This is a genomic window from Granulicatella adiacens ATCC 49175, assembly GCF_025150565.1.
In the GTDB taxonomy this organism is placed as follows: domain Bacteria; phylum Bacillota; class Bacilli; order Lactobacillales; family Aerococcaceae; genus Granulicatella; species Granulicatella adiacens.
On record NZ_CP102283.1, the window covers coordinates 1,943,841 to 1,965,422 of the forward strand.

Here is a 21,582-nt window from a genome sequence, read left to right on the forward strand (position 1 = left end):
TTCGTTCTCCCATTTTCAACGTCTAAAAAATATAAGATAACATCATTATACTCCCGTCACAAAACTGGAACAATACAAAAAACGTGGAGATTTCGTACATTCTCCACGTTTTTTCAATTAAAATAATTGATTTTTTAATTTTCCGCAAACGCCTTTGCCTGAACGATTCGTTTCTCGAGTTCTAACAGGTCGATAAAGCGTGCTTGGCGGGCGAATTCTTTATCCCCAAGCGTCAGAATGACCGCTGGCACTGTTAAGACTTCATAGAGACTCGCCACTTCTGGATGAAGAGTGGCGTCGATTTCTTCTACCGGAATCTTATACTCTTCGGCAAGTTCCTTTACTCGTGGTTTAATCGCATGACACACCCCACATGTTGGCGTGGATATATATATGATTTTTACTTCGTCCATTTTTTCACCTCACTTCTATCATACCCGATAGTCTATGAATTCTTGCAAACTTTGCTCACGGTTCAATTTTTAGTAGAAAACACTTAACAAACCGCGTCTTGATTGTGTATAATGGAAGAGTTAAGTCCAGATGAAAATCAGAAAGTGAGTGAAACAATGGGACGTAAATGGGCAAATATTGTCGAAAAGAAAACAAAATTAGATGCAAATAACAGTAAAATCTACGCTAAATTCGGGATTGAAATCTATGTAGCTGCAAAACAAGGGGAACCAGATCCTCATTCAAACCAAAAATTAAAATTCGTTATTGACCGTGCGAAAACTTATAATGTACCACGTCATATCATCGAACGTGCGATTGAAAAAGCAAAAGGTGGCGGCGATGGCGACTACCAAGAACTCCGTTACGAAGGTTTCGGACCAAACGGCTCTATGATTATCGTAGATGCCCTAACAAATAACGTAAACCGTACAGCAGCTGACGTACGTGCCGCTTACAGCAAAAACGGCGGGAACATGGGTGCACCAGGTTCTGTAACTTACTTATTTGACCACACAGCTATCTTCGGTGTTGCCAATAAAGATGCTGACGAATTATTAGAACAATTAATGGAAGCAGACGTTGATGTTCGTGACGTTGTTCAAGAAGACGATCAAGCGATTGTTTACGCTGAACCAAACGACTTCCATACAGTTCGTAAAGCGTTAGAAGATTTAGGAATTACAGAATTCACAGTGAGCGAAATCGAAATGATTCCTCAATCAGAAGTGACACTTGAAGGCGATGACTTACGTTTATTCGAACGCATGATTAACGCTCTAGAAGACAACGAAGACGTTCAAAAAGTGTACCACAACGTAAACTTAGAAGACTAATAGTAGAAAAAGCAAAATGTAACATTGATATGCTCCCTCTAAAGTAGACACTAAAAAAGTAAACTACTTTAGAGGGGGTATTTTTTAGATTGGCTAAGAAACATACTGCAAAAGAATTAGAACGATTCATAGAATTGTATTTAGATGGTGTGCCTTTTCGTGAGTTGCGTAGTGAATATGGTTTAAGGATTTCACCTGGAACATTTAATATGCATTTTTTGAACTATAAAGCATATGGAGCTTCTGCATTAGAAGATCGAGATGGGTTTAACACTTATACAAATGAATTTAAAGAAAAGGTGGTTAAAGAGTTTTTAGAATCGAAAACCTATTTAACGGCAATCACAAGAAAATATAAAATTCCTTCTATTACAACTGTACGAAATTGGATTATTAAGTATACTAATGGTGAGGCCACGAAGGCCTACTATCCTAAGCCAGAGGTATACACTATGAAATATAGAAAAACATCGCACGAAGAAAGAATCCTTATCGTCAAAGACTGTATTCGAAATCAATTAAACTATAAACAAACCGCACAGAAATATAACATCTCTTACAACTTGGTGTATCAATGGGTAAAAAAATATCAAAAATATGGCCCTGATGGATTAATAGACAGTCGAGGAAAACGAAAACCAGATAATATACAGACAGAAACTGAGCGTATTCGTGCAGAAATGGCTATATTAAAGGCACGAAACGAATATTTAGAAACAGAAAATGCCGCACTAAAAAAATTACAAGAAGTGGAAAGCGAGCTGATGTTTGCCAGACGAGATTTGAAGCGGAATATCAAACGATTAAAAAATTAAGTAAAAGAGGATTTCATATTACTCAATTATGTAAAGTGTTAAAAGTCAGTAGAGCTGGCTATTATAAATGGTTAAATCGTGTCCCTTCGGAATCTGAAAAACGACTATGTCGTTTAATGGAATTAATACACGAAGTATATGAATCTGTTCAAGGTATATATGGATATCGTCGTATCACAATCTATTTAAACTATTATAGAAATGCAAAAGTGAATCATAAATGTATTCAGCGTCTTATGAAACTAATGGGATTAAAGGCAATTATACGAAAAAAACGTTATCGTTATAAATCCAACTCTGAAGAATACACCGCAGCTAATATTTTAAATAGAGAATTTAAGAAAGAATACGAGCCAATGGCTCTACTATTAACGGATATTACTGAATTAAAGTATGGAAAGGGAGAAAAAGCTTATTTAAGTGCAGTTTTAGACTATGGCACAAAGAAAATAGTTGCATATCAAATATCTAAACAAAATAATAATCAAATCGTTAAAGACACTTTTGATCAAATAAAGAGAAAGATAATCCCAACAAAAACAATGATTCATAGTGATCGAGGATTTCAATACACTTCTCATTTCTTTAAGCACTTTATAGAAAAAGGTCAGATAACACACAGCATGTCCCGTCCTGGCAGATGTATCGATAACGGCCCAATTGAATCGTTCTGGGGAACATTAAAGGAAGAAGTATATCGTTTATATCATTTCAAAAACTATGAATCTCTTTTCAAGAAAGTTGAAGAGTATATCCACTTCTATAATGAGAAAAGAATTACTTTATCAATGGGTTTAAAAATCCCTGCATAAACAAAAAGACGAGTTCTTATGAACTCGTCATACAATTTAATTATTTTCCTGTCTACTTGACAGGGTGCACTTCACATATAAGTTACATTTTGCTTTTTTCTTTTTCTTTCAATTTGAGAACCTACTCCCATCAGCTTCTTATCTCGTGGGACTCCTCACTCAGGAAGCTCCCCATTAACTTTTCAGCAAAAAGGACAAAACAGGACACGTAAAGCTCCATGGATTCTATAGTAGGAACAATAGCGTGTGCATTCAATGTGAATTACTGCCGCTGGGAAATTCATTTTCTAGCGGCAGTTTGAAGCTCGGTAGCCAAGAGACGATAGGCTCTTGGCGGTATCCTTATAATGATGACTATTGAAACATCCAAAGATGTTCAAAGTAGGTTTTGCCCTATTTAAATTATTTATTTTGCACATACTGCTCAAGGCGGTAGCTTCCTGCAGTGAGAAGCACCATCGCCATTCCAAGAAGCACCCATACGGATGGGAACATGGATTGAAAATCAATCGCCTTTACGATCCAATACATCGGACTGCAATAAGCAAGCACATTTAACCACAGTAAATTCGTTACAGCCCCCGTAGCCACTGGCATTCCCATTGCACTCATGATAATTACAATCAGCACTCCAATTGCCGTCGCAAGTTGCGGATTTTTAAACAATCGGAATAAGAATAAATTCAAACTCAAGCTGAACATCGTTGTTGCTAGTAACATTCCTAAGAACAGACCCCAGTTTAAGTGTGGAACCATCCCTATCAATGTGAAGAAGAGCATCAATAGCGTATTCGCACCAAACATAAAGACAAAATAAGAAAGAATAAAGGATAAGACAATCTCCAAATTCGAACTAGGTGAAACGACTGAACGTTTTAACACTAGTGATTTCTTAAATTGAATCCAGTCAGACGAAATCGTTGAGGCGTTAAAAATAACGTATAACAAAATCATCATCACAGCCATACCCGAAGCAATCGGATTCGGAGCCGCGCTTTCCTCAATGACCATCTCTTGTGAAATGCTAGGAAGTGATTCTCCTGGCTTGAGAACGCCTGCTTCTTGTAATTTCGCATCGAGCATTACTTTTTTAAGAGTTTGCATTAACTGTTCATCTAATAGAAAATCACGAGTTCCTCTTTGTGTATTCCACACTAAAATTGTTGGAACTTTTCCAGATTTTGCGTTTTGTAAATAATGAGCAGGTACCTGGTAAATAACGGTCATCTCACCCTTTTTTAGGGCTGCTTTAGCAGATTCTAAATCTGAAAAGACATGTTCCTCATTGATATAAGGCGCAATCAATGAACGATACTCTTCATTTCCTTCCTCGAAAACAAAAGCCACAGTGGAAGCCACAGGAAGAGTAGAATCACTATTTGTATTCGTATTTTGGACAAAAAGCATCAGTCCTGACATAAGAGAAGGCATTCCAATCGTCATAAAAAGAAATGTAGGATTTTTCAACATACGCTTCAGGTGAAAAAGAATCATTCGAACGAATTTCATTGTTGTGCCTCCTTTCTCTTGATTCTTAAGACAAAGACAAATGACAAAATACAAAGAATTAGAGTAGCACTTGGGATCATGTCCCCTACAGAAGCCCCGTTCATTAAGTCTACAAATGGCGTATAGATGAATCGTTGGACTAAATTACCAGATAAGAATCCAAACACTGGACTAATCTTATCTAATGGAAGAATCCCTGAACTAAAAATCAAGAGCATGTTGACCAGTGTTGAAATCATTTGATGATTCTTCTCTGTAATCAGCGTTCCTACAATCGTTGCGACAACTCCCGTAAACAGACTATAAAATAGCGCAAATAAAAGAAGTCCCATCCAATTATTCCCAAACGTTGTTGCATCCACTAATTTCCAAGCAAGAATATATAGTAGAATCAAGAACGTATTAAAGATGACATGAGTTGCTAAGTCTAAGCGCTCTTTCTCGCTAACGGAATATGGCAAGATTTCCATCCGTTTTCGATAGCCTCCTAGTTCTTTTTGAACCTTTGAACGCCATAAAGCTTCCATTAGCATGATTAACAGTAAACTGATACCGGTAATTGAAAAATGTTGAGCACTGGTTAATTGCGCCTCTGCTTCAACTTGTTCCATTTGAAAGGCTTGACTAGCAATCTCTTGTTGCAAGCTGGCAAGTAATGTAGCGACTTGTTCCTTGGAGATGGTCGCTGCTGGAGTCGCCTCGATTTTTCTAGCGACTTGATTCACTTCTAGCAATTGCGTGGTGATTGTTGCAAACAACTCTTTATAGACTGCAAAAACAATATTCGAAGAGCGCCCTAATCGACGAATGACAATCGGACTGTCCTGACTGCCTGATTGAATCGCTTTGGTAAACCCTTCTGGAATACTAGCGCTGAATTTCGCCTCTTCTGGATTACTCGTTAATAAAATTTGCTTTTCTTCAGATAACTGTTGAAAGAGTTGAACAATTTGAGCGCCATACTCTCCCTGATCATTGTTTTCAATATAAAGCGGTACATCCACACTCAATTTTGGTTGCGCATAGATTCCTCTCATCGAAAACGCTAAAAACAACGTTAAGAAAAAAGGCGTTAAAATAATCATCAGAAGGCCTTGAAATTGTTTGAAAGAAGCTATTACTTCGGTCTTAATATAGCGAATGTATCTCATAATGCCCTCCTTAATCTCGAAGTGTCTTCCCTGTTAATTGCAAGAATGCTTCCTCTAATGTCGTTTCTTTGATACTTAGCGACTTGATTACGAGTTGTTCTTGTTCCACAAAACCAATCAATTTCATCATGGAGAAAATCGTTTGGTCCACCGTAAGCTCGAGGGTTTCCTCTTTCAACAGGACATGTTGAACGCCATTCTCACTGGCTTTTAAAGCTTCTTCAAAACCATTTGGAATGCGGTCTAAGGTCAGTACCACTGTTTGCGTATGTCCGACTAACTTTTTCACTTCTTCTTTTGTTCCGTAAGCCACTTCTTCTCCAAGATCTAAAATAAAGACACGATCACAAAGGGCTTCAATTTCTTCCATATAATGCGAAGTATATAAAATCGTTGTGCCTTGCGCGGCCAACTCTTGGATGTAATCAAAAATATATTGACGTGACTGCGCATCGACTCCAACAGTTGGTTCATCCAAAATAAGAATCGAAGGATTATGTAACATCGCTACCGCAATATTCAATCTGCGTTTCATCCCACCAGAATAGTTTTTCACTTTTTCTTTTCTCTTATCCGTCAATCCTGCAACTTCTAGTAACTTTTCAATTTGTGCTTTTAACTCAGCACCATATAATCCATAAAGACCGCCAAAGTATTCCAGATTATCTACCGCATTCAATTCTTCTAGCAAAGCAATATCTTGAGGTACGAGTCCTAAATGTTTTCGGATTTCTACTTTATCCGTTTTAATCGACTTTCCATTAATCAAAATATCCCCGCTATCCATTGGTTGGATGCCTGTTAAAATATCAATTAAGGTACTTTTACCTGCGCCATTAGGTCCTAATAGACCGAACAGCTCTCCCTTCATAATTTCAAAGGAAACATTTTGCAACACTTTATGGCGTCCATAAGACTTTGTAACATCTTTAATCTCAATCATGTTTACACCTCTTTAAAAAATAAATAGAAATGACATACTTAATAACATACAAAATAGAAAACAACTGGCAACGACAATCTTTTCTTCTCGTAAATCTTTCTCTGTTCTTCTTTCTTCTCTCATCAATCGTAAACTCCTTTGTTACTGTACCACTATCATAGCAAGCTTCTCTTATAACTAGTAGTTTCCAACGTCACCAACTAACATGACCAAAGTCACTTTTATGAATGGGTTTCTGGTGAGTAGAAGAATATTCTCTAATAGAAGAACCTCTAGTATAAAAAAACTATCGCCAGGACTCTCTAGCTTCCAAGTAGCCACAATAGTATGAGGACCCGATTTTTCTTCATCCCAATCGGTAGAGAGTCTTTAAACTCCACACACACTATTGTCGCTACAAAAAACTAACCATCCGAGCAATAGTTTATTGTTTTAATTTATTCTCGTAAGCAAAAATGACTAATTGCGTTCTATCGCGTAGTTCTAACTTAGAAAGAATCGTACTAATATTATTTTTTACTGTCCCTTCTGAAAGAAAGAGCGTTTGGGCAATTTCCTTATTGCTGAGGCCTTTTGCCACCTGTGCAATCAGTTCCACCTCTCTGGTTGTTAAGCCCCATTTTTCGGCATCGAAACTTTCCTCTTTCTCTACAGAGGTGTTTGTTAAGAGTGCTTCAGAAATCACCGTATCCATCACGACTTTTCCAGAAAGGGCTACTTTAATACCGTCAAGAATGGCATCTGGACTACTATCTTTTAACAAATATCCAGAAGCCCCATTTTGAACAGCTTCGACAATATATTCAGTATCTTGGAAAGTCGTCACAATTAACACTTTCACTTCTGGAAAGGCTTCTTTAATCAGCTTTGTACCTTCGATTCCGTTACTTTCAGGCATTCGAATATCCATCAACACGACATCTGGCCGGTGAATGGTACAAGCTTCAAAAGCTGCTCTCCCGTTTTCTGCAAGGGCTAGCACTTCTACATTCCCACTGGCTTCGAGCATGATTTTTAATCCTGTCCGAATCAGCATCTCATCATCTGCAATAATTAATCGAATTGGTTTCGTCATTAGTTTCCTCGTTTCTACCCCTGATTCGGGTTTGGAATAATAAATTGAATGGTCACTCCTTGGTTGGAAGGGTTCATCTCTACAACTCCGCCCTCACGTCGAAGTCTCTCTTGTAGGGATTTTAATCCACCCTTTGGAACAAGCTCTTCGCTAGTTGCGCCTTGTCCATTGTCCTTAATCGTGACCACTAATTGCGCTTGATTATACATCAAAAGTACGGTGATTTTTGTTGCGTTTCCGTGTCTCATAGCATTCGTAATCGCTTCTTGGACTCCACGAAAAACACTCAGTTCCGCTTCACTGTTAAGTGCAAATGTAGGATCATTTTTTCTGAACTGTATTTCAAGCCCTGAATTCACTTGAACTTCATGGAAGAATTCTTCCAGTGCAATATCCAATTGCTTCCTATCCATTTGCTCCGGTTTCAAATCATGGACAATTTTACGAACCTCTTGTAGTCCTTGCGTCGCAAATTCGCGTAATCCTTCACTCATTTCTTGAATCGGAGAATTTTCCATCTTCGCTAATTGACTAATCGCACCTAGTTGAATAATGATGGTCGATAAACTATGTCCGACAGAGTCATGAATTTCCCGCGAAATCCGATTACGCTCTTGTAGTGTGAAGATTTCCTTCATTGTCCCCATTTTATATTGTGCTTGTTGTAAATCGTACCGTTGCTCACTTAGTTTTTGATACACTTCATCTAATTCCTCTTGCAGTGCTCTTCGCTCTTCTAAAATATGATTTCCATACAAGAAGAAAAGAATAAAGAAGACGGTCATAATCGCTTTAAGCGTATCGAACTGCTGCATGGCTGGGATGATAATGATTAGCCCCAGAAGCACCTGCATCACTACCGCGTTCTTAAAAGAGAAGCGTAGGCTAATTTCAAAGCAGAGGAGTAGGATGAGTCCCGAAAAAACTGTTTGGAAATAAAAACAAAGAAGTGCCACTGCAATTCCTTCTACTAAAATATACCATTGATATTTTAACCAATAATAACCAATCTGAACGACCGCGATAAAGGCCGTAAAGAACACGATTTGATGAGCACTCATCCCTGGCAATTGACTCCATTCAAACAAAGAGAAAAGGATGAAACCATACCGAATAATGAATCGTACCCATTGATCGATTTTCATGATTTCATCCTCCTAAATTACATACTCATTAAAAATAAAAATGCAACAAAATTATTGATAAAGTGCATCGTAATCGATGCAACAATATTATTCTCATAGTAACGATACATTCCTACGATTGGAATCGTTAAAGGAACGTATAGCAAGGCAGACATCCAATTAATGCCACTTCCATCACTAGAAAGCGAATGTAAAAGAATGAATAATACAGCCGAGATGACGGTCAACACATGGACATTCATCGATTTTTTGAAAGAGCCAATGATGGCTTCACGAAAGACTAATTCTTCCAAAATAGGTGCCACCACGCAAAGCAATACAAACATCATCACAAGATTGGATTTCGACATCATGGATTCAATTTGCGCCTGATTATCTGAAGTAAATTCCCCTAATAAATTCGACACAATGATGGCGAGTACAATTCGAAGAACATATCCTATCGCTAAATCACGTATAAAAGGTCGTTTAACAAACTCTTTTGCCGCTTGCGCTATTTTGGTTCTGTAGAGCCAAATTCCAATGACCATCGACACGACTTGTAATACGACATACATTTGGGTATCTACCGCATATTTTCCTGAAGATACTTCTACAATAAAGAAACTTGGGAAAATAATTAAATTCAGAAAATAAACAATCCATAGTAAAACTGCATTCTTTTTCATGATTCACCTCTAGTCATCGGTAAAACGTACCGGTTTTGTATTTTTAATACTGTAAATTTTTTCAATTTGTCCATCCGACCAGACAATACCGTGAAGCGCACCTCCAAAGACAGCTCCGCCATCGATTCCGATTTTGCCGTCCTGTTGCCATAATTTCATAAAGTCGCCATCTTCGTTCAAGCCACGTAAAGGCGTATGACCGAAGATAATCGTTTTACCAGTGTTGTTAACCCCTTTATGGAACGGTTCACGAATCCAGTAAAAGTCTTTTGGCTCTGTGTCGTGCCAGTCGTCCAAACGTAAATCTACCCCTGCATGTGCTAAGAGTAAATCTCCTTCATCGATATAGAGTGGACGCTCTCTTAGAAACGCGATGAGTTCCGGATATTTCGCTTTGATGGCTTCAGCATCTTCCACAGGATTTACCGGAGTACCTTGCGGGCGTCCGAGTAAGTCATTAATCGTTGTATCTCCGTTATTTCTTAAGTAATGTGGAAAACGTCCCTCTGGATCATCGATAAACGCAAGGAACATGACTTCATGGTTTCCCATCATATACCATGCATTTTTTTCTTTAGCATATTTCATCCCGGTAAGGACACTTCGTTTATTGTCGGGACCACGGTCAATTAAGTCACCCATGAAGACCAGTTGCTGAGTTTCCTCATCCCAGTTTTGAAGCATCTCTTCCATCATGTCTGCTTCACCGTGAATGTCACCAATAATAAAATATTTTTTCTTCATCTATTCCACCTCAAATAACTATCATACTGTTCATTATAGCAAATAACCGCCTGAATATGAAAGAAGCTTCTTTTAAAACAAAAAGAAGATCGAACCATCGCCCGATCTTCAGTCTTTAAAAGACATGATTATGCTTCTTGTTTACGAAAGACTAAGAAACTACCTGCAATCGCTGCTAGTGCACCTAAAACAAGGATAAAAGGATTTTCCAATGTTCCAGTATTTGGTAACTCTGGACGTTTTGGTTCCTCTGTTGTCGTTGTTTGTGGTGTAACGGTTGTTGTTGTTGTACCTTCAGTCGTTGGTTCTTCCGTAGTCGTTGTTACAGTAGTCACTTCCGTTGTAGTTGACTCTGTCGTTGTTGTAGCAGTGGTAGTCGTTTCTGTTGTACTTGTAGTGGTGGTCGTCGTAGTAGTAGTCGTTGTTGTAGTTACTGGCTTTTCACCATCAGCAAGCCCAATCCCTGTTAACATTTTATACGTCACATCAGTAGAAATCGCATCGTCTAACTCCTCAGCTGTAATCGTAATGCGATTCTGAGAATTTTGACTTGGATTGGCCAATTGAACCTTATAGTCTATAAAGATAATTTTATCCGTAGAATTGATTTTAACAGTAATTCCAGTAGGAGTGATTTCATAATCACTTTCTGAAAGAAATCCAGCTGATTTCCAAGGATAAGTCGATTCTACTAACTCTACACGTAATGAACCAGGTACATAAGTTTGATTTGCATCCCATACGTCCTTAATTTCAATATTCGATAAAGTCTTTCTAGCATAGTTCAAACGAGCCCACCAGTGAACTTGTTCAGCATTATCTGCTTGTTGAGCTCCCCATTTAGCAGCCATTTCATTTGGTCCTGGCATTGGTAAAGGTTTAATTTTTTGAGTAATGACAGTTCCATTGAAATCCAATTCTTGCGTTGTATCAGCTAAGCTATCATCTGAAGCCCAGAATACCTCAACAGAAAGTTCCATGTTCTTTTTCAAATAGTTTTCTTCAAAATATGAACTAAACGTCACCGTTACAGTTCCTTCAGCCGCATTCACCTTTGCATTGGCTACGACTTGATTCGCCTTGTTATAAACTGGAAATGAATAATCCGATTGCAGACGAATTGGCGCTTTTAAATTAAATTGTAGCGTATCATTTTCGTTGATGGTTACCTCATCCGGAAAATCAACTTGGAATGTTAATCCCCATCGTCCATAAATATCTGAAGCATCTCCCGTTACAGTCACTTTCGGATTGGTTACTTTTAAAGTAGTCCCTTCCTTTTGAACCTCAACTGCATTTACTTTTGCAGAAAAGACGAGCACTACTAAACTAAATAATGCTACGATAGAATATAAAATCTTTTTCATAAATATCTCCTTATATTTTTTATTAAGATTATATTCATAATATTAATTGATTATTACATTTTTTATATAATTGAATTGTGAATTTTATGTGAAAAGAGGCAAGAAATGAATTTTCATTTCTTGCCTCTATAATCGCTTGATCTATTTTTCTAAGCTACTTGCCGGGATTGAACCGGCGACCTCCACCTTACCAAGGTGACGCTCTACCGACTGAGCTAAAGCAGCATTTTTGGGTAAAAAAAAAGAACTCCGCCAGTAGGACTCGAACCTACGACATCATGATTAACAGTCATGCGCTACTACCAACTGAGCTATGGCGGAAAAATAATAAAGCGTGGCAACGTCCTACCCTCGCAGGGAGAAACCCCCAACTACTATCGGCGCTAAGAAGCTTAACTTCTGTGTTCGAGATGGGAACAGGTGTATCCTTCTTGCCATCGTCACCACACTTTATTTCTGAAAAAACTTTCGTTCTTTCAAAACTGAATCTATATCCAACTCCATCAATCTACCAGCTATACAACTCGTGGTTAAGTCCTCGACCGATTAGTACTAGTCCGCTCCATGCCTCGCGGCACTTCCACTTCTAGCCTATCTACCTGATCGTCTCTCAGGGGTCTTACTCACTTAATGTGATGGGAAATCTCATCTCGAGGGGGGCTTCACGCTTAGATGCTTTCAGCGTTTATCCCGTCCACACATAGCTACCCAGCGATGCTCTTGGCAGAACAACTGGTACACCAGCGGTGTGTCCATCCCGGTCCTCTCGTACTAAGGACAGCTCCTCTCAAATTTCCAACGCCCGCGACGGATAGGGACCGAACTGTCTCACGACGTTCTGAACCCAGCTCGCGTACCGCTTTAATGGGCGAACAGCCCAACCCTTGGGACCGACTTCAGCCCCAGGATGCGATGAGCCGACATCGAGGTGCCAAACCTCCCCGTCGATGTGAACTCTTGGGGGAGATAAGCCTGTTATCCCCAGGGTAGCTTTTATCCGTTGAGCGATGGCCCTTCCATGCGGAACCACCGGATCACTAAGCCCGACTTTCGTCCCTGCTCGACTTGTAGGTCTCGCAGTCAAGCTCCCTTCTGCCTTTACACTCTTCGAATGATTTCCAACCATTCTGAGGGAACCTTTGGGCGCCTCCGTTACACTTTAGGAGGCGACCGCCCCAGTCAAACTGCCCGTCTGACACTGTCTCCCACCCCGGTAAGGGGTGCGGGTTAGAGTGGTCATGTCACAAGGGTAGTATCCCACCGTTGCCTCCTCCGAAACTGGCGTCCCGGATTCTTCAGCTCCTACCTATCCTGTACATGTGACACAAACACTCAATATCAAACTACAGTAAAGCTCCATGGGGTCTTTCCGTCCTGTCGCGGGTAACCTGCATCTTCACAGGTACTATAATTTCACCGAGTCTCTCGTTGAGACAGTGCCCAGATCGTTACGCCTTTCGTGCGGGTCGGAACTTACCCGACAAGGAATTTCGCTACCTTAGGACCGTTATAGTTACGGCCGCCGTTTACTGGGGCTTCAATTCAAAGCTTCGCTTGCGCTAACCTCTCCTCTTAACCTTCCAGCACCGGGCAGGCGTCAGCCCCTATACGTCATCTTTCGATTTTGCAGAGACCTGTGTTTTTGATAAACAGTCGCCTGGGCCTATTCACTGCGGCTGGTATTGCTACCAGCACCCCTTCTCCCGAAGTTACGGGGTCATTTTGCCGAGTTCCTTAACGAGAGTTCGCTCGCTCACCTTAGGATTCTCTCCTCAACTACCTGTGTCGGTTTGCGGTACGGGTCCTATAAATCTTGCTAGAAGCTTTTCTCGGCAGTGTGACATCAGAAACTTCGGTACTAAACTTCCCTCCCCGTTACAGCTTGTCGCATCTGTGATAAGCATTTGACTCATCAGCCGACTCACTGCTTGGGCGTACACTTCCAGTCGTACGCTTTTCTTAGCCTCCTGCGTCCCTCCATTGCTCAAACGATTTATAGAAGTACAGGAATATCAACCTGTTGTCCATCGACTACGCCTATCGGCCTCGCCTTAGGTCCCGACTAACCCTGGGAGGACGAGCCTTCCCCAGGAAACCTTAGTTATTCGGTGGACGGGATTCTCACCCGTCTTTCGCTACTCATACCGGCATTCTCACTTCTAAGCGCTCCACATGTCCTTACGGTCATGCTTCACCGCCCTTAGAACGCTCTCCTACCACTGGACCATAAGGTCCAATCCACAGCTTCGGTAATCTGTTTAGCCCCGTTACATTTTCGGCGCAGGGTCACTCGACTAGTGAGCTATTACGCACTCTTTGAATGATGGCTGCTTCTAAGCCAACATCCTAGTTGTCTGTGCAACCCCACATCCTTTTCCACTTAACAGATATTTTGGGACCTTAGCTGGTGGTCTGGGCTGTTTCCCTTTCGACTACGGATCTTATCACTCGCAGTCTGACTCCCGGATATAAATACATGGCATTCGGAGTTTATCTGAATTCGGTAACCCGAGATGGGCCCCTAGTCCAAACAGTGCTCTACCTCCACGATTCTCACTTCCGAGGCTAGCCCTAAAGCTATTTCGGAGAGAACCAGCTATCTCCAAGTTCGATTGGAATTTCTCCGCTACCCACACCTCATCCAAGCACTTTTCAACGTGCCCTGGTTCGGTCCTCCAGTGCGTTTTACCGCACCTTCAACCTGGACATGGGTAGATCACTTGGTTTCGGGTCTACGTCCACATACTTCATGCGCCCTATTCAGACTCGCTTTCGCTACGGCTCCGACTCTTCATCTTAACCTCGCATGTAAACGTAACTCGCCGGTTCATTCTACAAAAGGCACGCCATCACCCATTAACGGGCTCTGACTACTTGTAAGCACACGGTTTCAGGTACTCTTTCACTCCCCTCCCGGGGTTCTTTTCACCTTTCCCTCACGGTACTGGTTCACTATCGGTCACTAGGTAGTATTTAGCCTTGCCAGATGGTCCTGGCGGATTCCGACGGGATTCCTCGTGTCCCGCCGTACTCAGGATGCTAGTAGAGTTCGTCAAGATGTCGCGTACAGGATTGTCACCTTCTGTGATGGGCCTTTCCAGACCACTTCTGCTATCTTGATGTCTTCTCACGTTCTAGTCCTACAACCCCAACAAGCAAGCTCGTTGGTTTGGGCTCCTCCCGTTTCGCTCGCCGCTACTCAGGGAATCGATTTTTCTTTCTCTTCCTGCAGGTAATGAGATGTTTCAGTTCCCTGCGTGTACCTCCTAATGAGCTATGTATTCACTCATTGGTAACACCCTATGAAAGGTGCTGGGTTCCCCCATTCGGAAATCTTTGGATCTTAGCTTACTTACAGCTCCCCAAAGCATATCGGTGTTAGTTCCGTCCTTCTTCGGCTCCTAGTACCAAGGCATCCACCGTGCGCCCTTATTCACTTAACCGTTGGTTAAATGTCGCATAGCGTTGCGTTTTGTTAAAAAACTCTTTTCGTTAGATGTTACTCTAACGCTCGGTAAATTAATTGGTTATTTGTTGTGATATAGTATTCAGTTTTCAAAGAACAAAATTCTCTGCTATTTGTAACAGATATGGAGACTAGCGGGATCGAACCGCTGACCTCCTGCGTGCAAAGCAGGCGCTCTCCCAGCTGAGCTAAGCCCCCTAAATTCAAACTAATGGGCCTAAATGGACTCGAACCATCGACCTCACGCTTATCAGGCGTGCGCTCTAACCAGCTGAGCTATAGGCCCTTGTTCGCATTTAGAACTTTTGTTTTGAGAGATGAACCTCTCAAAACTAAACAAAGAAGTCTAAACCCTGTAGGGTTCCGTATTACCTTCAATACCTTACGGCACTGAGGTTTATCCTTAGAAAGGAGGTGATCCAGCCGCACCTTCCGATACGGCTACCTTGTTACGACTTCACCCCAATCATCTATCCCACCTTAGGCGGCTGGCTCCAAATGGTTACCTCACCGACTTTGGGTGTTACAAACTCTCGTGGTGTGACGGGCGGTGTGTACAAGACCCGGGAACGTATTCACCGCGGCGTGCTGATCCGCGATTACTAGCGATTCCGGCTTCATGTAGGCGAGTTGCAGCCTACAATCCGAACTGAGAATGGCTTTAAGAGATTCGCTTACCCTCGCGAGTTCGCTGCTCGTTGTACCATCCATTGTAGCACGTGTGTAGCCCAAGTCATAAGGGGCATGATGATTTGACGTCATCCCCACCTTCCTCCGGTTTGTCACCGGCAGTCTCACTAGAGTGCCCAACCGAATGCTGGCAACTAGTAATAAGGGTTGCGCTCGTTGCGGGACTTAACCCAACATCTCACGACACGAGCTGACGACAACCATGCACCACCTGTCACTTTGTCCCCGAAGGGAAAGCTCTATCTCTAGAGTGGTCAAAGGATGTCAAGACTTGGTAAGGTTCTTCGCGTTGCTTCGAATTAAACCACATGCTCCACCGCTTGTGCGGGTCCCCGTCAATTCCTTTGAGTTTCAACCTTGCGGTCGTACTCCCCAGGCGGAGTGCTTAATGCGTTAACTGCAGCACTGAAGGGCGGAAACCCTCCAACACTTAGCACTCATCGTTTACGGCGTGGACTACCAGGGTATCTAATCCTGTTTGCTACCCACGCTTTCGAGCCTCAGCGTCAGTTACAGACCAGAGAGTCGCCTTCGCCACTGGTGTTCCTCCATATATCTACGCATTTCACCGCTACACATGGAATTCCACTCTCCTCTTCTGCACTCAAGTTCCCCAGTTTCCAATGACCCTCCCCGGTTGAGCCGGGGGCTTTCACATCAGACTTAAGGAACCGCCTGCGCTCGCTTTACGCCCAATAAATCCGGACAACGCTTGCCACCTACGTATTACCGCGGCTGCTGGCACGTAGTTAGCCGTGGCTTTCTGGTTAGATACCGTCAAGGCGCTAACAGTTACTCTAGCACTTGTTCTTCTCTAACAACAGAGTTTTACGATCCGAAAACCTTCTTCACTCACGCGGCGTTGCTCCGTCAGACTTGCGTCCATTGCGGAAGATTCCCTACTGCTGCCTCCCGTAGGAGTTTGGGCCGTGTCTCAGTCCCAATGTGGCCGATCACCCTCTCAGGTCGGCTATGCATCACGGCCTTGGTGAGCCGTTACCTCACCAACTAGCTAATGCACCGCGGGTCCATCCATCAGCAGAAGCTTGCGCCTCTTTTCCTCTTCAAACCATGCGGTTCGAAGACCTATGCGGTTTTAGCATCCGTTTCCGGATGTTATCCCCCTCTGATGGGCAGGTTACCCACGTGTTACTCACCCGTTCGCCACTAGATTGACCAGTGCAAGCACCGGTCGCTCTCGTTCGACTTGCATGTATTAGGCACGCCGCCAGCGTTCGTCCTGAGCCAGGATCAAACTCTCATGAAAAATTGAATTTTCATGAGCTTTGAAAAGCTCATTTTAATTACTGACTTATTGTATCTCTTTAAGAGATAAGAAATTGTTGTTTCTTCATTAAAAATAATGAAGTCCCTACACATTTGGTTCGTCTTCTTTGTTCAGTTTTCAAAGGTCAATCGTTGTTTTTCAACAACTCCTATATACTATCATAGGACATTTTTACTGTCAACAGATTTCATCCATCTTTTTGGAAGATTTTGAAACGGTTTTAAAAGCGAACGTTCGCTTAACAGTGATATTAATTTATCATAACTAGTTTGTGATTTCAACTAAAATGCTACTGTTTTCATTAAAAAATTCTTTCTAAATGAATAAGTTTCTGAAAAGGAATTATTTCTACTTTTTTGAAATAAAAAAGACCTTGAAGAACAAGGTCTCTAATCTCACTTAGCAGGTCAAAAGCGATTTATTCAAAATCCTCTAGCCATTCTTTTTTAATGTTTTTTTCTAGATTTTTCTGACGCTTATCTTCTTCAAATTTTGGCATCATTACAAATGCATCTCCAAAACTATCTAAATCATACTCATCATTTTGAAATTCCTCTTTGATTTCTTCTGGAACTTCTAATTTTTCTTTTTTGAATAAATCATCTCTTTTTTGACGAATAGACATTCCTATTCTCCTTTCGCCACAAGTTCTTTAAATACTTTTATTTTTTCTAATAATACCGTATTTTTATTCACTCTGGCAAATGCTGCGGCGTCTCTCATCAATTCTTTTACTTCTTCACTTGAGGCGTCATTCACATAAGCGTTCTCTGCTTGCAAATATTTGATACGAGCTAAATAGTATGTAACATGATTTTCACTACAGATTGTAATTCCGCGTCGGAGTAAGACATCGCTAGTATCATATTCTTTAATTTTTGCATAGAAAGTCCCACCATAATATAGAACTGTTAACACACGACATACATCTTCAATGGATTCAATTGTATGATTATCGATTTGGTGGATGGCTTTTTCAAAGAAGTATTCGGCCTTATCATAGTCTCCCTGATTCATATAAATAAGTCCGATTCCCGTATACGCTAAGAAAATATATTTATTATCCACATCAGAATGATCTGCTAACAATTGATTGAAGTAGAAAAAGCTATCTGTACTTTCCTTTTCTAATAAGGTTTGAGTGAAACCTTTTAAGTATAAATATCTCCATAGTTGCTGCGTGGTTAAATGAGCCGCATTTATACTATGAATTAATTCTTCAGCTTCTTCATATTCCATATTCACAATATGAAATTCTATTTTATCCAGCTTTTTGTTTATAACTGAATCTTTAATCGCTACAGATGGAAATAACTCCCCTACGTCCATATGTAGTTTTTTACAAAGTAAGGTCAATATCTTCATGGATGGAATTTGACCGTGATTTTCGAATCGACTTAATGTTGCTTGTGTACAAATACCCTCACTCAATTCAATTTGAGATAAACCTAATTCTTTTCGTCGATTCACAAAAATTTGAATGTCCATAATATCTCCTCATCTTTTATTAAATATATGCTCCCTATATTCACTATTTATTATAACTTTATTTTTCATTTTTTCCAAAAGAAAAACTTAGATTTAGTGGACATTTATAGGAATTATTCTTTTTTTTATGATTGAAATAGTTCTATTTATGAAAGTTTTTTTATACTTTATTTGTTTCGTCCTAATGATTTATATTACCTATCCATTCATAAAAATATTGTTATAGCAATATTTTCTGAAATGTCTTTTATTATCTTTCATTAATTATGAAAAAAAGCTTATGACTGAAACGGTCATAAGCTTTCATCATTTTCTATTCTGCGATTTCAACAACTAGGTAACGATGAGGTTCTTTCCCCTCAGAATGTGTTGAAATACGTTTATTTTTACTTAATGCAGCATGAATTTGTTTTCTTTCATATGCTGGTAGTGGTTCTAAGTAAACAGGTTGTTTCGTTTTTAATACTTTACGAGCTGTTCTTTCGGCAATTTGTTGTAGTGTTTCACTACGACGAGCACGGTAATCACCTACATCTACTTGAACAGAAATTCTTCCTTTAACAAAACGATGGACAGAAACTTGTGCTAACACTTGTAAAGCATTTAAAATTTTACCATGTTTACCAATTAATAGCCCTTGTTTGTCTGTATCGAATACAAATGTCATACGATCACGGCGCACTTCAACTGCTACAGTTGCTTCTGCACCATAAGTTTTCGCAATTCCTTCTAAATATGCTTTGGTTACATGAGCTGCTTCTTCTAAACGATCTACGGTTGTTTCTTCATTTTCAGAACCTTCAACATCTTCTTCGTCTTCAAATTCATCTTCGAATTCTTCCTCGAAAGATTCATCTTCAGCTGCTACTACTTCTTCAATCGTTTCTTCTACTACTGGTGTAGAAACTTCTTCCACAACTTCTTCTTTAACAACTGGAGTTAAAGCAACTATTGCATCTTTTTGGCCAAAGCCAAACAATCCTTTTTTACCTTCAGATAATACTTCAACAACTACTTCTTCTTGGGTTAATCCTAATTGACGTAATCCTTTTTGAATTGCTTTTTCTACTGAAGTATCTGTTACTTTAATAGTATTTGTCATCGTAAACTCTCCTACTCTTTAAAAATCATTGTTATTATCTCATGATTGAGACATTTCAACAAGACTTCTATATAAGAATTATTTTCCGTGTCTTCTCTTCGCTTTTTCAAGTGCCTTTTGACGACGTTTTTTCTCAGCGATAATCGCTTTTTGTTCTTCTTGGAATTTGAATGGATTATTTAATAGTAAGGTTTGACCTACCATAAATACGTTTCCGACTACCCAGTATAGTGATAACGCACTTGCTAAACCAAGAGACATAAATAAAATCATTACTGGCATAAAATACATCATTGCTTTACCAGCTCCACCAGTATCTTGCATCTTCATAGATAACCAAGTTGTAATGAATGTTGTCACAGCGGCTAATACCGGCAAGATGAAGTATGGATCTGGTTGGTCTAATTGGAACCATAAGAAGTGTCCAGTTTTTAAGACTTCTGTACGACTAATTGCTTGATACAAGGCCATCATTACTGGCAATTGAATTAATAATGGTAAGCAACCAGCGTATTGATTGATTCCTTCACGTTCGTATAAAGCATTCATTTCTGCTTGAAGCATTTCTTGTGTTGCACGGTCTCTAGCAGAATATTTTTCACGTAAAGCTTTAATTTCTGGTTGAAGAATTGCTTGTTTACGCGTACTTTGATATTGGAAGTGCATTAAAGGAACCATAATTAAACGAGTAATAATTGTAAAGAAGATAATTCCTAACCCGTAACTTCCTCCAAATAAATCAGATAACCAAATAATAAACTGAGATAAATTATAGAGAACAATTCGATCCCAAAAACCTGTACTAGACTCCGTAACAGGAGAAGTTCCACAGGCCGCTAAAAATAAAGTTAAAACTGCTAATGATAAAATCAATTGGCTTTTTTTCTTCACTGAAAAGTCCCACCTTTTAGAATATTTAATTTTCAACGATTCCTACCTATAATAGGAATCTTAATTTTTAGGTAATAATGTAGCTAATTTTAAAACATGCATCATACTGCTTTTCATTTCTTGATAAGACATTTGTACGATGGGAGATCGAGCAATGACAATAAAATCTGCATTTTGAGTTATTTGATCATCCAGTTCCATAAGAATGTGACGGATTCGTCTTTTTAGACGATTTCTTGTCACTGCATTTCCTAGCTTTTTACTTACTGAAATTCCCACACGAAAATGAGCTTGTGCTTCCTTATTTAACTTATAAATAACAAATTGTCGATTAGCTGTAGATTTTCCTTTATGGAATACCTGCTGAAATTCACGATCTTTCTTCACTCGATACGATTTTTTCATCTACTTGAATATCTCCAGTCACTCGAAATGTTTTTTAAAAAAAAAGACCACTGAGACGTTCAGTGATCTAAGCTGCTAAAACTTTTCTACCTTTACGGCGTCTGCTTGCTAATACTCTACGGCCATTTTTTGTACTCATGCGTTTACGGAATCCGTGAACTTTTTGACGTTTACGTTTGCTTGGTTGATATGTTCTTTTCATTCGATGTGCACCTCCTACTGTAAATGAAATATCTAGTCTCCCTAGACAGTCTAGTACATTATAAATATAAAATATTGAATTGTCAATATAAACTATCTAATCGCTAAATTACTGAAGTATCATACCATAATCTCTCTAAAAATTTCTACAAATAACTGTATTTTTGCATCGATTTTTTTAGTTATCAACAATCATAGTGGAAATCTTTTTTTAAAAACAACTCTTCATCCACTAGTTTTCAACAACTTATCCACAAAATAACACTCTGTTTGTACAAATCTATCCACAACTGGTGGATAAGTTGTTAAAATCTCTTTAAATCAATAAAAATGAATGTGAATAACTTGAAATTTTCTGTGTATAACTCTGTTTATTCTCTATTAATCTTATCGATTATCCACATTTTTGTGGATAATTTTATTAAAAACTTTGATTTATTGTGGTTTTCTTCATCCAATTGTGGAAAACTCTATTGAAAGATGGTAAACTGTTAACTGGATTAGAATCTTTAGAACTATAAGGAGGTGCATTT

The 21,582-nt window shown here is 39.8% G+C and carries 18 protein-coding genes, 4 tRNA genes and 3 rRNA genes; 3 read left to right on the forward strand and 22 right to left on the reverse strand.

What is annotated here, in order from left to right; all coding sequences use genetic code 11:
- Positions 1-134 precede the first annotated feature (134 nt).
- Positions 135-413, reverse strand: a complete 279-nt coding sequence (locus NQ540_RS09600) for a thioredoxin family protein (protein ID WP_005606582.1) — start codon at positions 411-413, stop codon at positions 135-137.
- A 156-nt stretch (positions 414-569) separates the two neighbouring features.
- Here NQ540_RS09600 and NQ540_RS09605 point away from each other — a divergent pair, with 156 nt between their 5' ends.
- The 3 genes from NQ540_RS09605 to NQ540_RS09615 all read left to right on the forward strand — a co-directional run bounded on the left by NQ540_RS09605 (position 570) and on the right by NQ540_RS09615 (position 2,916).
- Positions 570-1,289: a YebC/PmpR family DNA-binding transcriptional regulator gene (locus NQ540_RS09605; protein ID WP_039849074.1), complete on the forward strand. Its 720-nt coding sequence runs from the start codon at positions 570-572 to the stop codon at positions 1,287-1,289.
- 89 nt (positions 1,290-1,378) lie between these two features.
- A complete protein-coding gene (locus NQ540_RS09610; protein ID WP_005608237.1) occupies positions 1,379-2,104 on the forward strand; it encodes a helix-turn-helix domain-containing protein in 726 nt (241 codons plus the stop codon).
- Between the two features lie 17 nt (positions 2,105-2,121).
- A complete protein-coding gene (locus tag NQ540_RS09615) occupies positions 2,122-2,916 on the forward strand; it encodes an IS3 family transposase (RefSeq protein ID WP_233420211.1) in 795 nt (264 codons plus the stop codon).
- A 402-nt stretch (positions 2,917-3,318) separates the two neighbouring features.
- Here NQ540_RS09615 and NQ540_RS09620 read toward each other — a convergent pair whose 3' ends face one another.
- The 21 genes from NQ540_RS09620 to rpmH form a co-directional block, all read right to left on the reverse strand.
- On the reverse strand, positions 3,319-4,425 hold the full coding sequence (locus NQ540_RS09620) for an ABC transporter permease (RefSeq protein WP_005606584.1): 1,107 nt from the start codon (positions 4,423-4,425) through the stop codon (positions 3,319-3,321).
- On the reverse strand, positions 4,422-5,576 hold the full coding sequence (locus tag NQ540_RS09625) for an ABC transporter permease (protein WP_005606585.1): 1,155 nt from the start codon (positions 5,574-5,576) through the stop codon (positions 4,422-4,424). The genes NQ540_RS09620 and NQ540_RS09625 overlap by 4 nt, the downstream gene beginning before the upstream one ends.
- 10 nt (positions 5,577-5,586) lie before the next feature.
- A complete protein-coding gene (locus NQ540_RS09630; protein ID WP_005606586.1) occupies positions 5,587-6,519 on the reverse strand; it encodes an ABC transporter ATP-binding protein in 933 nt (310 codons plus the stop codon).
- Between the two features lie 424 nt (positions 6,520-6,943).
- Complete coding sequence (locus tag NQ540_RS09635) at positions 6,944-7,594, reverse strand: response regulator (RefSeq protein WP_005606588.1); 651 nt, start codon at positions 7,592-7,594, stop codon at positions 6,944-6,946.
- Between the two features lie 14 nt (positions 7,595-7,608).
- Positions 7,609-8,739: a sensor histidine kinase gene (locus tag NQ540_RS09640; protein WP_005606589.1), complete on the reverse strand. Its 1,131-nt coding sequence runs from the start codon at positions 8,737-8,739 to the stop codon at positions 7,609-7,611.
- A 17-nt stretch (positions 8,740-8,756) separates the two neighbouring features.
- Positions 8,757-9,407: a CPBP family intramembrane glutamic endopeptidase gene (locus NQ540_RS09645; RefSeq protein ID WP_005606590.1), complete on the reverse strand. Its 651-nt coding sequence runs from the start codon at positions 9,405-9,407 to the stop codon at positions 8,757-8,759.
- A 9-nt stretch (positions 9,408-9,416) separates the two neighbouring features.
- The gene (locus NQ540_RS09650) at positions 9,417-10,151 is read right to left on the reverse strand and encodes a metallophosphoesterase family protein (RefSeq protein WP_005606591.1); all 735 of its coding nucleotides are present in this window, start codon (positions 10,149-10,151) and stop codon (positions 9,417-9,419) included.
- A 128-nt stretch (positions 10,152-10,279) separates the two neighbouring features.
- Complete coding sequence (locus NQ540_RS09655; protein ID WP_005606592.1) at positions 10,280-11,518, reverse strand: LPXTG cell wall anchor domain-containing protein; 1,239 nt, start codon at positions 11,516-11,518, stop codon at positions 10,280-10,282.
- 152 nt (positions 11,519-11,670) lie between these two features.
- Positions 11,671-11,743, reverse strand: a tRNA-Thr gene (locus NQ540_RS09660).
- 22 nt (positions 11,744-11,765) lie between these two features.
- Positions 11,766-11,839, reverse strand: a tRNA-Asn gene (locus tag NQ540_RS09665).
- Between the two features lie 11 nt (positions 11,840-11,850).
- A 5S ribosomal RNA gene (gene rrf / locus NQ540_RS09670) occupies positions 11,851-11,966 on the reverse strand.
- A gap of 78 nt (positions 11,967-12,044) precedes the next feature.
- Positions 12,045-14,961, reverse strand: a 23S ribosomal RNA gene (locus NQ540_RS09675).
- Positions 14,962-15,109: 148 nt separating this feature from the next.
- Positions 15,110-15,182: transfer RNA gene (locus tag NQ540_RS09680), tRNA-Ala, on the reverse strand.
- A 14-nt stretch (positions 15,183-15,196) separates the two neighbouring features.
- A tRNA-Ile gene (locus NQ540_RS09685) sits at positions 15,197-15,270 on the reverse strand.
- Positions 15,271-15,391: 121 nt separating this feature from the next.
- Positions 15,392-16,941 (reverse strand): 16S ribosomal RNA (locus NQ540_RS09690).
- The 16S, 23S and 5S rRNA genes sit together here with 4 tRNA genes alongside, the layout of an rRNA operon.
- A gap of 439 nt (positions 16,942-17,380) precedes the next feature.
- Positions 17,381-17,587: a hypothetical protein gene (locus NQ540_RS09695; protein ID WP_005608216.1), complete on the reverse strand. Its 207-nt coding sequence runs from the start codon at positions 17,585-17,587 to the stop codon at positions 17,381-17,383.
- Positions 17,588-17,589: 2 nt separating this feature from the next.
- Positions 17,590-18,450: a helix-turn-helix domain-containing protein gene (locus NQ540_RS09700; RefSeq protein WP_005608214.1), complete on the reverse strand. Its 861-nt coding sequence runs from the start codon at positions 18,448-18,450 to the stop codon at positions 17,590-17,592.
- Between the two features lie 313 nt (positions 18,451-18,763).
- Positions 18,764-19,552, reverse strand: a complete 789-nt coding sequence (jag, locus tag NQ540_RS09705; protein WP_005608212.1) for an RNA-binding cell elongation regulator Jag/EloR — start codon at positions 19,550-19,552, stop codon at positions 18,764-18,766.
- A gap of 78 nt (positions 19,553-19,630) precedes the next feature.
- A complete protein-coding gene (yidC, locus tag NQ540_RS09710; protein ID WP_005608210.1) occupies positions 19,631-20,443 on the reverse strand; it encodes a membrane protein insertase YidC in 813 nt (270 codons plus the stop codon).
- 60 nt (positions 20,444-20,503) lie between these two features.
- Positions 20,504-20,848, reverse strand: a complete 345-nt coding sequence (gene rnpA, locus NQ540_RS09715; protein ID WP_005608208.1) for a ribonuclease P protein component — start codon at positions 20,846-20,848, stop codon at positions 20,504-20,506.
- Positions 20,849-20,915: 67 nt separating this feature from the next.
- Positions 20,916-21,050 carry a 50S ribosomal protein L34 gene (rpmH, locus tag NQ540_RS09720; RefSeq protein WP_005608206.1) on the reverse strand — a complete coding sequence of 45 codons (135 nt, stop codon included), beginning with the start codon at positions 21,048-21,050 and terminating at the stop codon, positions 20,916-20,918.
- Between the last annotated feature and the right edge of the window lie 532 nt (positions 21,051-21,582).

Excerpts from the sequence above, each read along its gene's own strand:
- NQ540_RS09630 (WP_005606586.1), bottom strand. The coding sequence starts at position 6,519 with ATGATTGAGATTAAAGATGTTACAAAGTCTTATGGACGCCATAAAGTG.
- NQ540_RS09640 (WP_005606589.1), bottom strand. The coding sequence starts at position 8,739 with ATGAAAATCGATCAATGGGTACGATTCATTATTCGGTATGGTTTCATC.
- NQ540_RS09605 (WP_039849074.1), top strand. The coding sequence starts at position 570 with ATGGGACGTAAATGGGCAAATATTGTCGAAAAGAAAACAAAATTAGAT.
- NQ540_RS09650 (WP_005606591.1), bottom strand. The coding sequence starts at position 10,151 with ATGAAGAAAAAATATTTTATTATTGGTGACATTCACGGTGAAGCAGAC.
- rnpA (WP_005608208.1), bottom strand. The coding sequence starts at position 20,848 with ATGAAAAAATCGTATCGAGTGAAGAAAGATCGTGAATTTCAGCAGGTA.
- NQ540_RS09700 (WP_005608214.1), bottom strand. The coding sequence starts at position 18,450 with ATGGACATTCAAATTTTTGTGAATCGACGAAAAGAATTAGGTTTATCT.
- jag (WP_005608212.1), bottom strand. The coding sequence starts at position 19,552 with ATGACAAATACTATTAAAGTAACAGATACTTCAGTAGAAAAAGCAATT.
- NQ540_RS09600 (WP_005606582.1), bottom strand. The coding sequence starts at position 413 with ATGGACGAAGTAAAAATCATATATATATCCACGCCAACATGTGGGGTG.
- rpmH (WP_005608206.1), bottom strand. The coding sequence starts at position 21,050 with ATGAAAAGAACATATCAACCAAGCAAACGTAAACGTCAAAAAGTTCAC.
- NQ540_RS09645 (WP_005606590.1), bottom strand. The coding sequence starts at position 9,407 with ATGAAAAAGAATGCAGTTTTACTATGGATTGTTTATTTTCTGAATTTA.
- NQ540_RS09620 (WP_005606584.1), bottom strand. The coding sequence starts at position 4,425 with ATGAAATTCGTTCGAATGATTCTTTTTCACCTGAAGCGTATGTTGAAA.
- NQ540_RS09695 (WP_005608216.1), bottom strand. The coding sequence starts at position 17,587 with ATGTCTATTCGTCAAAAAAGAGATGATTTATTCAAAAAAGAAAAATTA.
- NQ540_RS09655 (WP_005606592.1), bottom strand. The coding sequence starts at position 11,518 with ATGAAAAAGATTTTATATTCTATCGTAGCATTATTTAGTTTAGTAGTG.
- NQ540_RS09635 (WP_005606588.1), bottom strand. The coding sequence starts at position 7,594 with ATGACGAAACCAATTCGATTAATTATTGCAGATGATGAGATGCTGATT.
- NQ540_RS09625 (WP_005606585.1), bottom strand. The coding sequence starts at position 5,576 with ATGAGATACATTCGCTATATTAAGACCGAAGTAATAGCTTCTTTCAAA.